The sequence below is a fragment of the Cobetia sp. MMG027 genome (assembly GCF_027947415.1).
GTDB classification, from domain to species: domain Bacteria; phylum Pseudomonadota; class Gammaproteobacteria; order Pseudomonadales; family Halomonadaceae; genus Cobetia; species Cobetia marina.
In genome coordinates, this window is sequence record NZ_JAQJIO010000010.1 from 155,477 (window position 1) to 170,725 (window position 15,249).

Genomic DNA, 15,249 nt, shown 5'->3' on the forward strand with positions numbered 1-15,249 from the left:
CGGGCGTTGTCGTCTCTCGGGCCTTCATCAGCGGCGCTTTATCTTGTCTCGGCCGAGGGGCTGGAGGGCGTGGCAGAGACGGTGCGCTGGCCTGGCTGCATGCGGGATGCCGGGTCATGGATGGCTTGCCAGAGGCTCAGCAAGGCAGTGCGATCGACACGCTGACTGGGCAGTCGCTGGCTGTCGTCCAGAGAATGCCATTCACGTGTGCTGGTCTGGCGGGCCAGCGCGAAACGGAAGGGGTGATAGCCGGGCGAGCCCAGGCGGGTGTCGGTCACCGCCAGCAGCGTCTCACCCTCTGATGTCCGCTCGCGGGTTGCCCGCAAGTAGGGCGCGGCGAACCAGCGCAGACGCTGTCCATCCTCAAGCTTCCCGACCTCGGCATCCAGCGCTGGCTGGCGCGGGAAATCCCGTCGCGCCAGTGCCATCAGTTGCTCGTCGGAATCGAAGACGCCGACCATCCACTCGTGATCCGCCAGTGGCGTGACCACGCTGACCCGCCATAGCAGGCTGTTGAAGGGCGTGGGCTGCACCATGCGAGGGGCGTCCGCGAACCCCTGACTGGCCAATACCGGCGCCATGCGATGTTCCACCCAGCTCTTGGCGGCCAGCCCCCAGCCGAGATAGAGGCTCGAGAGCATCAGGCCAGTGGCCAGCAATCGTCCTGCGTGGCCGCGTATGGCGACCCACAGGCCGGTGATCAGCAGCGGCAGGGTGTAGAGCGGGTCGATGATGAAGATGCTGGCCAGGCTCACCGGTCGGCTTGGCCATGGCCACAGCAGCTGGGTGCCATAGGTAGTGAAGGCATCCAGCAGCGGGTGCGTGATCAGGCACAGCAGGCAGTAGGCGATCAGGCGGCCACGCCCCAATGGTGCCAGGCGTGGAAGATGGGCGAGCAACCAGCCGAGCAGAATGCCCAGCAGCCCCAGCACCGGCAGGGAATGGCTGAAGCCGCGATGATGGGTGTAATTGGCGACGGCGTCGCCGTAATCGATCATCACGTCGAGATCGGGCAGGGTGCCGAGTGCCGCTCCACCGAGCAATGCATAACGGATGGCAGCGCCGCGTCTTTCGACGGGCAAGTGTCGGATGGCGGGCGCCATGACGGCACCGCCCACGGCGGCTCCGAGGCAGATCTGGGTAAGGGAGTCCATCGGCGGGCTACCTGCGAGAGGGAAGGGGGAGTGAAGAGGACGAGCTGGTGTCAGGCATCCGCATGGATCGCCTCCAGGGCACCCGGCTCGGCCCAGCGCGGGCCGGCGTCCAGCACGCGAGCCTGTACCGGACAGTCGTCACGATGACAGCCCGGCAGATAGCCGCAGCTCATCAGCAGCTCGTTGACGATCTCGGGACCAGTGAAGCGGAAGGTCTTCTTGAACAGCTTGACCCAGGCGGACAAGGGTTGCGGATGATGGGCATCCAGCCATTGGAGAAAGCTGCCGTGCGAGTCCTTCATCTGCAGTACCACGCCCGCGTTGTGGATCACGGCATTGACCTTGAGGCGGTTGCGGATGATGCCGGCATCGCTCAACAGGCGCGCGCGCTCTTCATCTCCATAGGCGGCGATACGCGCGATATCGTAATTCTCGTAGGCCTCGCGAAAGGCCTCGCGCTTCTTGAGTACCGTCAGCCAGGAGAGGCCGGCCTGGTTGATCTCCAGCACGAAACGCTCGAACAGTACCCGGTCATCGCTGACCGGGAAGCCGTATTCGTGATCATGATAGGGACCATGAATCGGGTGCTGGGGAGCATTCTCGCAATAGGTGCTGGCAGTGACGACGTCGGCCATCAGTCCTCCTGCACCGCGAAGCGGCCACTGCCGAGAAAGACGACGGCCAGTGCGCTGGCGAGGAAGAAGCCTTGCAGTTCCAATGCCCAGCCACCGGACGATGACAGGCTCAGCAGCTGCCCCATGTGAGCCACCGCAATGGCGAACAGCATGTTGGCGACGACGATCAGGCCGGCGATGCGGGCGTGCACGCCGAGGATGAGCATGATGGGCGCAATGATCTCGCCGATGTAGACCCCATAGGCCACCACGCCTGGTATCCCCATCTTCTCCAGCTCGCCGGCGATCCAGCTCAACGTGCCGCCATCACCGAGCAGTTTCGAGAGGCCATGGAACAGCAACAGCAGTCCCAGAGTCAGGCGCAGGATCAACTTGCCGAGGTCATCATTTTCGAGAAATTGCACGTCAGAGCTCCTTGCTCAGCGAGGGTTGCGGGAAATCAGCGAGAGAGGTCAGGCGTTGGGGTCGTCCACCAGCAGGCGCGAGAAGCGCACGATCTCGGCATTGCGATTCGCCCAGCCCAGACGCTCCCAGAAGCGGTGGGCCTCATGATTGTCATGCAGGGTATCCAGGTGCACCTTGTCGATGCCTTCCTGTGCCAGGGCGTCCAGGCAGCGCTCGACCAATGTTCTCGCGATCCCCTGGCCTCGCATGTCCGGGGCCGTCATCACATGTTGCAGGTAGCCGCGCTTGCCATCATGCCCGGACATGGCACATCCCACCAGCCGCACGCCGGAGAAGGCCAAGTGGCTCATGCCGGGGTTGCGGATCAGATAGCGCTCGACGGCGGCATACTCATCCGCCTTGCGGATCACCACCCCCGGGGTGGCCTCCATCATGTGCATGAAGGCCGAGTGGTCGGCGGGTGTCATGGGGCGATAGGTGACGGGTAGCATCGACGAGCCTGTCATGGAAGGTGAGCCGGTGGTCGCTGGGGCTGCCAGCTGGAGAGGATATCAGTCGCGCGGGATATCGAAATGGCCCGGGCGCGCCGCGACACGTGCCAGCCACGCCTGTATGGCAGGATAATCATCCAGCGCGAAACCGCCTTCATCAGCGACATGCGTATAAGCATAAAGGGAAATGTCGGCGATCGTGAACTGATCCCCTACCAGCCAGTCATGTTCGGCGAGATGGTGCTCCATCACCCGCAGGGCACGCTTGCCGCCCTCCTGCTTGGCGGCGTACTCGTCACGGCGTTCCTCGGGCAGGCCGAGGTAGCGATTGATGAAGCGGGCAGTGGCGATGTAGGGCTCATGGCTGTATTGCTCGAAGAACTGCCACTGCAGCACCTTGGCACGCAGGAAGGGGTCACTCGGCAGATAATCGCTGCCATCGGCGAGGTAGTTCAGGATGGCGTTGGACTCTGACAGTGTCTCACCGCGATGCAGCTCCAGCAGCGGGATCTTGCCATTGACGTTGCGGGTCAGGAATTCCGGCGTGCGAGTATCGCCGGCCAGAATGTCGACTTCGATGTAATGGTGATGGCGTTCGAGAAGGTGCAGCAGCAGCTCGACCTTGTAGCAGTTACCGGAGCGGCGATCACCATAGAGCGTCAGCATGGAGGAGCATCCTGTGCAGGCGTGTAAAAAGCGTCCTGACAGTCTAGCGAACATCGCGAGGGAAAACAGTGGTGATGCGAACAGTGTTCGATATCCGTGATGTGCTGCCGTCCCTCGCAGGCCAGCGACGATCAGCCCAGGATGAAGATGACGCAGGAGGCCGTCAGTGCCCCCATCACGCGGTTGAAGATCCTCCAGGCGCGATCGGTATTCAGCAGACGCCCGATGGCGGTGCCGAAGCCTGCCCACAGGGAGATGCAGGGCAGCGCCACCAGTTCCGCGAAGCTCGCCAGCAGGATCGCGTTGAGCCACACCGGCCCGTCTTCCGGGAGAAAGCCCGCCATCAGCGCGATACCCATGACCCAGGCCTTGGGGTTGGCGAACTGGAATAGCGCGGCTGCCAGAAAGCTCATCGGCCGTGCATCCTGTCGGCTCGACAGGTCGGGTGGTGGGGCCATGGCAATCTTCCAGGCCAGATAGAGCAGATAGCCACTCCCCAACACCTTGAGCAGTGTCTGCACGATGGGGTAGCGCTCGAAGACCAGTCCCAGTCCCAGCGCGATGCCGATGAACAGCACCAGGCAGCCGATCATGATGCCGAAGATATGCGGCAGGGTGCGCCAATAGCCATGATTGGCTCCGGAAGCCGTCAGCATGACGTTGTTGGGCCCCGGTGTCAGGGTCATCGACAGCATGTAGAGCGTGGCTGGGGCAAGAAAGGCGAGGGATTCCATGGGTGTCCTTCAGCGTGTGGGGCGTTGGCGTGATGCCGCATTATTGTATGGGTGCAATTGTGATGGATGTCGGCACGTTCCAGCATTTTATGGCTTGTTGGTGCCATGTTTTGAGCATAATCTGATGACAATTACCGTCAACAGGTTTTTTGTCACCATGACAATATGGACTCCGACACTTGATCCCACCCTGCCGCGCTATCGTGCGCTGGCGGAGGCCATCCGCCTCGATATCGCCTCAGGCCTGCTCAAGGAGGATGAGCGACTGCCGCCGCAACGCCGACTTGCGGATGCGCTGGGCGTGACGATCGGTACCGTGACACGCGGCTATGCCGAGGCCGAGCGACATGGGTTGGTCAGGGCGCGTGTGGGGAGCGGAACCTACGTCAATGCGCCGGTCAGCGCGGGGCCTGTGCCCGACAGGCGCTTCGGACATGCCTTGCATGCCAGGCCATCATTCGGGATCGCGGCGGAGTCGGATGACTCCCTTTCGGCATCCTCTGGTGTGATGGATCTCACCATGAGCCTGCCACCGCCGCATCCGGCGCGGCAGCAGGGGATGGCGGCGGCGCTGACCGCGATCAGCCACTCCCCCGAGGCATTGGTGCGGAGTGTCGAATACCAGAATGAATTCGGGGTGGGCAGTCATCGCCAATTGCTGGCGAGCTGGATGAGCGAGCTCGGCATGCCGGTCGACCCCGAGGAGCTGATGCTGACGCAGGGAGGGCAGAATGGCATTACTCTCGCGCTGTCGGCCTTGCTGGCCCCCGGAGAGGCGGTGGTCACGGGAGCGCTGACCTACCCCGGACTGATCGCCGCGAGTGCTGAGCGGGGCCTGAAGCTGCTGCGAGTACCGCTGGATGAGGAGGGCATGGATGTCGAGGCTCTGGCGCGGCTGTGTCGCCAGCAGGTGCCCAGGATGGTCTACGTGATGGCCGAGCAGAACAATCCGGGCGCGGCGCAGTTGTCTCATGCACGGCGCGAGGCCCTGGTCGCCCTCGCGCGCCATCATGACTTCTGGATTCTGGAAGATGGGGTGCAATATCTGCCCAACGAGGAGTGCGGCACGCGGCTCTATCAGATGGCTCCTGAGCGCACCCTGTATGTCTTCAGTACCTCCAAACTGCTGGCTGGCGGTCTGCGTCTGGGCGTATTGCGCGCCCCGGTGGAAGTGCTGTCCCGGATTGGCGCGGTGCTGCGCAGTCACAGCTGGATGGTGGCACCGCTGTTGATGGAAACGGTCTGCGCCTGGCTGACCAGTGGCAATGCGACACAACTGGTGGACTGGCAGGTGGAGGAGATGCGGGCGCGCCAGCGACTGGCACGTACTCTGCTGGGGGAGTGGACGCTCTCTTCGCGGCCTTCATCGTTCGATCTGTGGCTGGTGCTACCCGAAGGGCAGCGTAGCCAGGCTGTGGTCGAGTCATTGGCTCGGCGCGGGGTACATGTCACCAGTGCCGAGCCTTTCTGTGTCGGCAATGAACCTCCACCACAGGCATTGCGGCTGTGCCTGAGTGCCGCCGAGAGTCGTGAGGTCCTGACGCGGGCCCTGGAGATCGTCCGTGAGGTGCTGCATGCCCCGCCGCCGTTGCGTTGCACGACGCTCTAGCCGCTGTGCGCTGGCGGGCCTCATGATCTGTCGGAGGATTCGGCCTCCTGAGCCAGCCTTGCCTGCTTGAGTTCCACTCCCCAGCGATAGCCACCGAGACCACCATCGCCACGCACCACACGGTGGCAGGGCGTCAGCAGGGCGAGGGGGTTGGCGCCGCAGGCATTGGCGACGGCGCGGCTGGCAGTGGGTCGCCCCAGAGCTTCAGCCAGTTGCCGGTAGGTCAGGGTCTCGCCGCTCAGGGTGGTATTCAGTTGCTGCCAGACACGCAGCTGAAATGCGGTACCGCGGACATCCAGCGGCAGCTCGATGAAGAGCGCCTGGCTCGTCTGTGGAGTCTCGCAGAGTGCCAGCAGGCGCGCACCGAGCATTGCATGCAGTGATTGCCCTGCCTCGTCGTCGGGTGTCACCTGTTGCCAGTCAGCCTCTGGCAGACGAGCTTCCAGAGCACTCTGCCCAGCATCACGGCTATCCGTCAGCTGGATGGCCACCACTCCACGTTCACTGAGCGCGGCGCTCAGCCAGCAGTGATGCTCGGGCATACCGAAACTGCATGGCCAGTGCATCGCCAATAGTGTCTCGCCACTGCCTCCTTTCGAACGAGCGCTGGGCGTCATGCCGCCGGCGCGTGCATGGGCACGGCTGGTGGAGCGATAGCCTGCCGTGAGGATGGCGTCGGTGACACCGCGCCCTTGTTCGAGCAGATCATGAAAGCGCAGCTGGCGCAGTCCGCTGGCATAGTCGCTGGGCGACAGGCCGAGCCAGGCCTTGAAGCGGCGCTGAAGGTGAGAGCTGCCAAGGCCCGTGAGGATGGCCAGACGGCTCAGTGACGGTGTCGGCCGGCTCTCGGCGACGGCGGCTTCCAGTTGCCGACAGACGGCGATGAGCCAGTGTGGCATGTCGGGGATATCGCGGTTGTCCGAGGATGAATCCGTCTCTGGGTGACAGCGACGGCACGCACGCAGCCCGGCTGCATGCGCGGCGCGGGTGTCAGGGAAGAACCTGACATTGTCACGCCGTGGAGGCGGTGAGGGACAGCCGATACGGCAGAAGATGCCGGTGGTGATCACGCCATAGCGCAATGACTCACCGGCAATCGACTGGCGAGCCAGCAGGCGTTGCCAGATGGCGTCTTGTGCCGCTCGTGAAGGAGTCATCGTTCGTCTCGCGGTGACGGAGTTCCGCCCAGTATCGCCACGTGGCGACTACCTCGCACTCCGCATCTTGCACTGGCTTTCGAGATCGGTGTCTCAGAATTCCATCGATTCCTGGCGCTTTTCCTCTTCCTCGGCCTGCTTGCGCAGCTTCTTGCGAATCGCGGCCTTATGGAAGCGCAGTTTCTGCTCCTGGGTTTCCAGGTTCAGTGGCGGCACCGGAACCGGATTGCCGTCCGGATCCACCGCGACCATGGTCAGGTAGCAGCTGTTGGTATGACGAATCAGGCGACCCTGGATGGACTCGGCGACGACCTTGATGCCGATTTCCATCGAGGAGCGGCCGACATGATTGACGGAGGCCAGGAAGGTCACCAGCTCGCCGACGTGAATCGGCTGCTTGAAGCGCACCTGGTCCACCGACAGAGTGACGACGTAGCTGCCGCTGTAGCGGCTGGCACAGGCGTAGGCGACTTCATCCAGCTTCTTGAGAATGGCGCCACCGTGCACCTTGCCGCTGAAGTTGGCCATGTCCGGTGTCATCAACTCGGTCATGATCAACTGGTGCTGACCGGGGAGGGCGTCATTGAGGGTGGCCTGATCAGGCTGGGTGTCATTCATGCAGGAATCCTTGATGAGCGAGTCAGGGTCAGAAAGGCTCGAGTGACCCTGGGGACGGGTATCGGAGCGGGATGATTCTTGTCCCTGACAGTCTGAGGGATTCGGCGTCACTTGGCACCCTGTGAGCGGCATATCAGCACTCTCTGAACGACCTGGCCCCCGAAGAATCACTCCCCGGGGGCCAGGTGGCATGACGTTGCGAGGGGCCGGGAGTCGTGGCATTCGAACGTCTCGTCAGAGATATTTCGTCACGGCGACCTTCTCATAGAAGGGTCAGCCCCAGTGAGATGATGATACCGGTCACCAGCAGCTGCACCAGACAGAACCCCATGATGTCCTTGGCCTTCAGGCCCGCGATGGCCAGGACAGGCAGTGCCCAGAAAGGCTGCAGCATGTTGGTCCAGGCATCGCCCCAGGCGACGGCCATCGCGACGCGTGGCAGGTCGGCACCCAGTGCCTGGGCGGCAGGAATCATGACCGGTGCCTGAACCGCCCACTGCCCACCACCGGAAGGTACGAACAGATTGACGATACCGGCACTGATGAAGGACCAGAACGGCAGGCTCTCGGCGCTGGCGATCGACACGAATCCCTCGGAGAGGGTAGTCGCCAGTCCGGACTGCACCATGATCGCCATGATGCCGGCATAGAAGGGGAACTGGATGACGATACCGGCGCCGCCCTTGATGGCCTCGTTCAGACTGTCCAGCAGCTTGCGCGGCGTGCCATGCAGCACGATGGCCAGGAACAGGAAGCTGAAGTTGATCACGTTGAGATTCAGGCCACCGCCACGAATCACGAAGTGATCCACCAGCCAGGCGAGGCCGAACAGCCCCACGACCCAGGCGAGGATCGGTGAGTTCTCGAGACGCTCGGCGGGACGAGGCTGGTCGCTGATCTCGGTGGGCTTTTCCTCCAGCAGGGCCGGATCCACGTACACGCTTTCCTTCTCGAAGGGCATCATGGCGCGATTGACCAGCGGCATGATGATCAGCAGCGCCGCGACGATGGCGATATTGAAGAAGGCAAAGATGGTGTCCGAGGTGGGCACGATGCCGATGCTCTCCTCGGTGAAGTGGCCCGCGGTGGCGATGGTCAGCGGAATCGAGCCCGAGATGCCCGCATGCCAGATCACGAAACCTGAGTAGGCGCTGGCGATCAGCAGCCGGTAATCCACCTTGATCATCTTGGCCAGCTGCTTGGCGAACAGTGCACCGATCACCAGTCCGAAGCCCCAGTTGATCCAGCTGGCGATCAGCGAGACGAAGGTGACCAGCATGATGGCACTGCCAGGCGTTCTGGCCAGCGAGGCGATGCTGGCCAGGCCCTTCTTCACCGGCGGCGTATTGGCGAGCATGAACCCCGAGATCAATACCAGCAGCATCTGCATGGAGAAGGTCAGCAGATTCCAGAAGCCATCGCCCCAGTAGCGCATTACCTCGGCGGGGGAGCGTTGCTCGATCAGCATGGCGGCTGCGGCCGCGACGACGGTCAACAGCAATACGAAGATATAGGGGTCAGGTAGATAGCGCTCGACCAGCTTGACGGCTGGCCGGGATAGCGATTGCAGCATGTGATGCTCCCTGTGGCTTTTTATCGGTATGGGAGTTGGGTTGGCATGCTCACATTAGTCTATCCGATAGCAGTAGAGTATCGCGCGATGGTCGAGGGGTAGGGCTCCGATGCGCCTGGCGAGCACTTCATCGCTGGATCAACCCAGGGCGTGCTCTGCTCGATAGGGTTCAGCGCCAGTGGTGACGGCGATGATGCAGATAGTAGCCGCCGAGCACGACAGAACGAACGCTGGTAAACAGCAGGAACGCCAGCCACAGGCCATGATTTCCGAAGCTCTCGAGCAGGGGCCACAGTCCGATGAATGCCAGCAGGGAGACCACCAGCGTATTGCGCATTTCACGTGTCGCCGTGGCACCGATGAAGATCCCGTCCAGCAGGTAGCTCCATACGGCCACCAACGGCATGGCGACCATCCAGGGCAGATAGGTGATTGCCAGTTGTCGTACCTCGGGCAGGTCCGTCAGCAGGGCGATCATCTGCGGGCCAAGGAGCCATAGCAGCAGGCTTGCGGCGGCGGCAGTGACCAACGAGAAGCGCGTAGCCGCCCTGACGCTGCGAGTGAAGCGCTGCCAGTCTCCCCGTCCCACGGCGCGGCCGACCTCGGATTCAGCAGCCTGCGCGAAACCATCGAGCCCGTAGGACGTGATCATCACGAATTGCAGCAGCACGGCATTGGCCGCCAGAGTCTCGTCCCCGAAGCTGGCTCCCTGGGACGTGAAATAGGCCGTGGCGCCCAATAGACACAGGGTGCGCACGAAGAGGTGCTGATTGACGCGGATCAGTACGCTCCAGGCGGACAGTGATAACAGGGCGGCGCGATCACTGTGACCCGGCATGCGGGAGAGTTGACGTGACACCAGCCACAGGCCGGCCGCCAACCCGCAGTAATCCGCGATCACACTGGCCAGGGCCACGCCATCACTGGTCATCCCCAGGCCTGGGACGAAGGCGAGATCCAGCACGATATTGAGCACATTGGTCAGCACCAGGATACCCAGCGTCACCTGTGAATTCCCCAGGCCCAGAAACCAGCCCAGTATCACGTAATTGATCAGTACGGCGGGTGCCGACCACAGGCGAATGCTGGCGTAGTCATGGGCCAGTGCGCGAGTGGTCTCGCTGGCCTCCATCAAGCCCAGGCCCAGCGAAATGAGCGGTGAGCCGAGCAGCATCAGCAGCATGCCGATGGCCAGTGCCAGCAGAATGCCCTGTCCGAGCAGCGTTCGCAGCCGGTCGTGATCACCACGGCCATGTGCCTGGGCCGTCATGCCGGTCGTGCCCATGCGCAGGAAGCCGAAGCCCCAGTAAAGGAAGCTGAACAGCACCGCGCCCAGCGTGACGGCACCCAGATAGATCGCATCTTCCAGATGCCCGACCACGGCGGTATCCACCAGTCCGAGCAACGGCACCGAGATATTGGAAAGGATGATCGGCCAGGCGAGCTGCCAGAGATGGCGGTCGGTGCGAGCGGCCGATGGAGAAGAGGGGGCGGCTTGTCGTGAAGAATCGGTCATTGGCGCTCCATTCAGGTGGTACAAGCCTACCCTTGCGAAAGAAGTCGTCAATGGCTTTGCGGAGCTCTGGATATGATGATGCCCTGCAAAAACTCTGCAGGGCATCAACAACAGGCGATGATTCTTGAATGACTATTTAAAGAAAAGGAAGCGCCGTTTAGAAATACATGCCAGCACTCAAGCTCCAAAGGTCAATGTCGACATCTTCGTCGGAGCTGCCACTGTCCACATCGAGCATATAACGCGTGTATTCAGCACGGGCGAAAAGGGATTGATTGCTGTACTCAAGGCCGCCACCGAAAATGGGGTCAGTACCGTTGTCCTTTTCCTTGTCGTTGAGAAGCTTGGCCTCGGAGTCCCATTTGATGGCGCCGATGCGCCCGATTACGCTCAAGCCTCCGTCGATTGGCAAGCGACCCAGCAATGAAGCCGATACGCCATCGACCTCGAAAGACGCGACCTGACCAACGCCGCTGACCTTGCCCGTTGCCTCCCCCAGGTTGACGTAGGCGACTTCCATGCTGAAATTCGGGTTGAATCGATAACCGCCGAACAGCGTATAAGCGGCATCCCTTTCATCGGCATTCGCGCCTTCGTAGGAGTCGATATCGTCGAGAGTATCGGCATGATAAACAGCCTGACCGGCGCCCCCACCCAGATAGAACTTGTCAGATGGCGCGCTATCGCCTGCGGCATGAGCCTGTGCTGCCGAGAAAAGCAGAGCGCCGGTGAATAGCATCCTTGCAAACATGATCGTTATCCTTGCACGTGTTATTGATTATGATGGTTCCGTACGAGTTATATAATATCACCGCAGGTCTACTATATCGTCATATTGTATTATAAGCATCCTCGCAACGGTATCCTTGATGCGACGCACCATCAACGTTGACCACCCGGAATGCACACTCTCCAGTCGGAATGTCTTCACCTGATACACTTGAGTGGAGTCGTGCGCCTACAGGCCACCATCCTGGTGGGGACGCGAGTGCATCCATGCAGCCTACAGGGAGTTAGGGGAATGAAAACAAGACAAGAAGGGTGGTTGGGACTCGTGGCGGGTGGGGTGATGACCCTTGCCATGGCCATGCCCGCTCAGGCGCTGGACCTGCCTGGCGAGCCGGAGCAGTCAGGCCCCGGAGCCGGTGCCATGGTGGCAGATGCCTTGATCGGGCGTCCTCTGTTGTTGTTGACGACAGTCGCGGGTACGGCAGTCTTCTTGGTGTCAGCGCCTTTTGCGGCTCTCGGGGGCAATCTGGACGCCACTGCAGAGACGTTGGTCAAGACGCCAGCCGAAGCTACGTTCCGACGCTGTCTGGGATGTGAGATGAGTCGGCGGGCCGAGGAAATGTGAGATCTGCCTTGGCATGGTGCAAGGAGAGTCGTGCCATGAAGCAATGACCCCGCACACGACACCGCCGGCCATCATGGCCGGCGGTGTCGTCTTTGAGGTCAGCGGAAAGAGGCTGAACTCGAGCGCTGCAATATCACGAGGCCTCATCTGGGAGAGGACGTGACTCGATGGTCTTCGGTGGGGGGCAGATTGTTGAAGCACAGAACGCGTTGACGGCCCGAGCGCTTGGCCTGATAGAGCGCGTTGTCGGCCATGCTGAACAACGTGTCGGTCGACTGACTGTCGTGGGGGGCATTGGCGACGCCGGCGGAGAAGCTCAGCCCTGTCAGCTGTCCCAGGGTGTCATGCTCGAAACTTTCTTCCCGGAAGGCTTCAAGGATGGCTTCGACGCGTGCGCGTGTCACGGCAGCGCTGGCCCCCGGCATCAGAATGACGAACTCTTCCCCACCATAACGGCAGGCTTCATCCGAGCTGCGCAGCGACTCGCGGATGATGCTGGCGAGGCGAGACAGAACCTGGTCCCCCATCTCATGACCGTAGGTATCGTTGACCTGCTTGAAGTTGTCCAGATCCAGTACTACCAGTGAAAGGGGGTTGCCGATGCTGGCTTCTGCCAGTTTCTGTGGCAGCACTTCATCCAGATGCCGGCGATTGTAGAGTCGAGTGAGGGTGTCCCGACGTGCCTCATGGGCCAGCCCCTGTTTCAATTGCAGGTCAGCCAGCGCCAGCATGATCAATTGACAGACGTCCTCTGCCAGCGGGCGGAGGTGCTCCTGACTCTCGCTGTCAGAGGGGATCTGCAGCGTGAAGTTGCCGATCACCGTATCCCCGACGCTCAGTGAGTGATTGAGTACGCAGACTTCCGTGGGAGCCGTCCCCCACTGGATATGTGTCTTCTGCTGGTGATCCGCCGGATCTGCCAGTTGCAGCGTGCCCTCGCAGCCGGCGAACAGGCTGGGCAGGCGCACATTGAGCTGGGTGACGATCTCGTCCAGTCGTGAGCAGGTCAGCAGGCGTTCCGAAAGATGATGGATCTGGGTGCGGCTCTCCGAGAGGCGCGACAGCTTGAGATTGGCGATCTGGAGGTCTCGTTGCGCGCGTTTGCGATCCGTGATGTCGTGCACGATCGAAAACAGCAGTGTGCGGCCATTGAGGTCAACCGGGCCTGTGAAGATCTCGACGTCACGCAGTTCGCCGTTGGCCAGCTGATGGCTGGCTTCAAAGTGGTTGTCAGTACGGTTGACCACCGAACGGATGCGCTTCGAGAGCGTCTGGCTTGCCAGCACGTTGATGCGTCCCAGGGGCATGCCACACATCTCACCGATGCTGTAGCCGTAGAAATCGGCGGCGACCGGGTTGGCATCGATGATTTCAGCCAGTTCCGGGTCGATCAGCAGCTTGATGGCGTTGCCGGTACTGAAGACTTCTTGGTAGAGCGTCGCGTTCTCCTCCAGCAATTCGATGGCGCGGCGACGGTCCTCGATGTTGTTGACCAGCACCAGGGTGCGATCCTCGCCTTCAAGCGGAGTAAGGGTGACTTCCGCCCAGAACAAATGCCCGCGCGCGGTCTGCATGTGGTATTCGTCCTGGAAGTTGCCGCCCTCGCGCTGGAGCTGCCCCCAGGCACGCTTCAGGCGACTGACTTCCTCGAGGGAGAACAGCCCCCAGAGGGACTGCTGGAAGAGCTCGGCTTCACCTCTGCCCAACAGGTTGTGCATGGCGGAGTTGGCATCGACGATGGTGCCGCTGCGATCTGCCACGATGATGCCCACGGGGGCCGAATGGTAGATGGAGCGCAGCCGTGCCCGACTGGTGATCAGGCGTTGCTGCTGTTCCTTGATCCAGTCGATATCGCTGTGGGTGCCGATCATGCGCAATGGCCGACCGTCCGGTGAGCGTTCGACGACTCTTCCCTGATCCAGAATCCACTTCCATTCGCCGCTGCGGGTCAGCATGCGATGCTCGTTGCGGTACTCGACGCTGTGCCCCTCGAAGTGTTGCTTGAGATCTTCCAGCGTCCGCTGCATGTCGTCAGGGTGTATGCGCGATTTCCATTCGTCGAAGCTGCTGCCGATGTCCTCTTCTTCATAGCCCAGCGTCGCTTTCCACTGCGGAGAGTAGAAGACCTGATCGCTGTCCTGCTTCCAGTCCCAGACACCGGCGCCTGAACCTTCCAGCGCGAACTGCCAGCGCTGTTCCGCTTCTGCCAGCGCACTGCTCATGTCCTTGAGTCGCTGGTAGGGGTAGACCAGGCGTGAGGAATAGATGGCGTGGTAGAGCATGCCGTAGGCGGCCACCTTGTACAGGTGCCCCAGGAGATTGAAGACGTCGTGGGCAGTGGCATACAGGGTGAAGCAGAGCTCCGAGAGGCCAGTGGCAAGCGCGGCGACGGCCAGCCAGCTGATGTTGGTGCCCTCGGGCAGACGTCGGGAGCTGAGCAGCAGGATCGCGGCGATCAGGGATCCGATCGCCAGTACCCATTCGTAACCGATCTTCCACGCCGTCAGGCCGCTTCCGGGGATGAAGGTCGCGGGGAGGTAGTCAAGATGATAGAGCCCTACCCAGCTGACCAGCAGGCCAATGACAAGCGTCAAGACGAACGCCAGTGGCAGCCGGCGGTGCGTCATCGGGCGTGAGGTGATCAGGCAGGGTGCCAGCAGCGCCACGACGAAGGCCGTCCGCCCCGCCAGCCAGAAGTGGATGGCTTTCTGTACCGATGCATCACTGACGAAGTTCGGCATGCCGTCATAGCTGAAGATATGAATCAGGTCGAAGAAGGCCGAGAGCAGAAAGGCACAGCCCATCACCACGAAGCTGACGGGGACCGTGCTGCGATGGCCCTGGAAGATGGAGATGGCCGCCATCGAGGCGACCAGTACCGCACCGATCTCAAGCAGTGAATGCGGGATGAGGTATTGCGCGACTGACGTGAAGATATCGGGGCGTGGCAGCAGGATCAGCAGCACCATCAAAACCAGCATTCCGGCCAGACCGACCAATCCCGAGGCGGGAAGTGGAGTATGGGCTTTGAAGGCTGGCATTTTCAGGGCTGACGGCAGTTGGCGTGATGACATGTGCATTCCGTGCGCGTGAAGGGCGATCGGTGACTGTATCCCTACAGGATAGAATACTTCTGTTACTGTGTACTAACAGAAATTAACCGATAGTCTCGCTATCAACCATCATATTCTTTATCGCTGATGAAAGTGCGAGGCGCCTGCCTCCCGGTGAGTCGCGCAAGCCGAGCCGTCCTGCACGGTGTCAGCGGCTGACCGTTGGCACTGAGACTCGTGCGGTCATCGCGCATCGCGAAGCACGCAGGATGGAAGAGGTTGAA

14 protein-coding genes are annotated in these 15,249 nt (G+C 61.6%); 2 read left to right on the plus strand and 12 right to left on the minus strand.

Going from position 1 to position 15,249, the window contains the following annotated elements:
- Positions 1-38: 38 nt before the first annotated feature.
- The 6 genes from PJK54_RS14685 to PJK54_RS14710 all read right to left on the minus strand — a co-directional run bounded on the left by PJK54_RS14685 (position 39) and on the right by PJK54_RS14710 (position 4,085).
- Positions 39-1,154 (minus strand): metal-dependent hydrolase, encoded by a 1,116-nt coding sequence (locus tag PJK54_RS14685; protein WP_271303236.1) that lies wholly within the window; start codon positions 1,152-1,154, stop codon positions 39-41.
- A 50-nt stretch (positions 1,155-1,204) separates the two neighbouring features.
- Positions 1,205-1,789, minus strand: coding sequence for a DNA-3-methyladenine glycosylase I (locus PJK54_RS14690; RefSeq protein WP_084207848.1), 585 nt, complete (start codon positions 1,787-1,789; stop codon positions 1,205-1,207).
- Positions 1,789-2,193 carry a DoxX family protein gene (locus PJK54_RS14695; RefSeq protein WP_077378001.1) on the minus strand — a complete coding sequence of 135 codons (405 nt, stop codon included), beginning with the start codon at positions 2,191-2,193 and terminating at the stop codon, positions 1,789-1,791. Before PJK54_RS14695 ends, PJK54_RS14690 begins: the two co-directional genes overlap by 1 nt.
- A gap of 48 nt (positions 2,194-2,241) precedes the next feature.
- A complete protein-coding gene (locus PJK54_RS14700) occupies positions 2,242-2,685 on the minus strand; it encodes a GNAT family N-acetyltransferase (protein WP_205632723.1) in 444 nt (147 codons plus the stop codon).
- A 60-nt stretch (positions 2,686-2,745) separates the two neighbouring features.
- Positions 2,746-3,351 carry a glutathione S-transferase family protein gene (locus PJK54_RS14705; RefSeq protein ID WP_077378004.1) on the minus strand — a complete coding sequence of 202 codons (606 nt, stop codon included), beginning with the start codon at positions 3,349-3,351 and terminating at the stop codon, positions 2,746-2,748.
- Positions 3,352-3,482: 131 nt separating this feature from the next.
- The gene (locus tag PJK54_RS14710; RefSeq protein ID WP_077378007.1) at positions 3,483-4,085 is read right to left on the minus strand and encodes a LysE family translocator; all 603 of its coding nucleotides are present in this window, start codon (positions 4,083-4,085) and stop codon (positions 3,483-3,485) included.
- A gap of 157 nt (positions 4,086-4,242) precedes the next feature.
- On the opposite strand from PJK54_RS14710, the gene PJK54_RS14715 reads away from it, so the two are divergent.
- Positions 4,243-5,694: an aminotransferase-like domain-containing protein gene (locus tag PJK54_RS14715; protein WP_271303237.1), complete on the plus strand. Its 1,452-nt coding sequence runs from the start codon at positions 4,243-4,245 to the stop codon at positions 5,692-5,694.
- A gap of 20 nt (positions 5,695-5,714) precedes the next feature.
- Here PJK54_RS14715 and PJK54_RS14720 read toward each other — a convergent pair whose 3' ends face one another.
- From PJK54_RS14720 to PJK54_RS14740, 5 genes are all read right to left on the minus strand, one after another.
- Complete coding sequence (locus PJK54_RS14720) at positions 5,715-6,851, minus strand: bifunctional transcriptional activator/DNA repair enzyme AdaA (protein WP_271303238.1); 1,137 nt, start codon at positions 6,849-6,851, stop codon at positions 5,715-5,717.
- 93 nt (positions 6,852-6,944) lie between these two features.
- Positions 6,945-7,469, minus strand: a complete 525-nt coding sequence (locus PJK54_RS14725; protein ID WP_077378016.1) for an acyl-CoA thioesterase — start codon at positions 7,467-7,469, stop codon at positions 6,945-6,947.
- A 262-nt stretch (positions 7,470-7,731) separates the two neighbouring features.
- Positions 7,732-9,042, minus strand: a complete 1,311-nt coding sequence (locus PJK54_RS14730) for a short-chain fatty acid transporter (protein ID WP_077378019.1) — start codon at positions 9,040-9,042, stop codon at positions 7,732-7,734.
- 169 nt (positions 9,043-9,211) lie between these two features.
- A complete protein-coding gene (locus PJK54_RS14735; protein ID WP_271303239.1) occupies positions 9,212-10,558 on the minus strand; it encodes an MATE family efflux transporter in 1,347 nt (448 codons plus the stop codon).
- A gap of 157 nt (positions 10,559-10,715) precedes the next feature.
- On the minus strand, positions 10,716-11,309 hold the full coding sequence (locus tag PJK54_RS14740; RefSeq protein ID WP_271303240.1) for an outer membrane beta-barrel protein: 594 nt from the start codon (positions 11,307-11,309) through the stop codon (positions 10,716-10,718).
- 270 nt (positions 11,310-11,579) lie between these two features.
- Between PJK54_RS14740 and PJK54_RS14745 the strand changes: the two genes are divergently transcribed.
- Complete coding sequence (locus PJK54_RS14745) at positions 11,580-11,912, plus strand: hypothetical protein (protein WP_205700539.1); 333 nt, start codon at positions 11,580-11,582, stop codon at positions 11,910-11,912.
- Positions 11,913-12,055: 143 nt separating this feature from the next.
- On the opposite strand, the gene PJK54_RS14750 is transcribed toward PJK54_RS14745, so the two are convergent.
- Positions 12,056-14,986, minus strand: a complete 2,931-nt coding sequence (locus PJK54_RS14750; protein ID WP_271303241.1) for a sensor domain-containing diguanylate cyclase — start codon at positions 14,984-14,986, stop codon at positions 12,056-12,058.
- Positions 14,987-15,249: the final 263 nt, after the last annotated feature.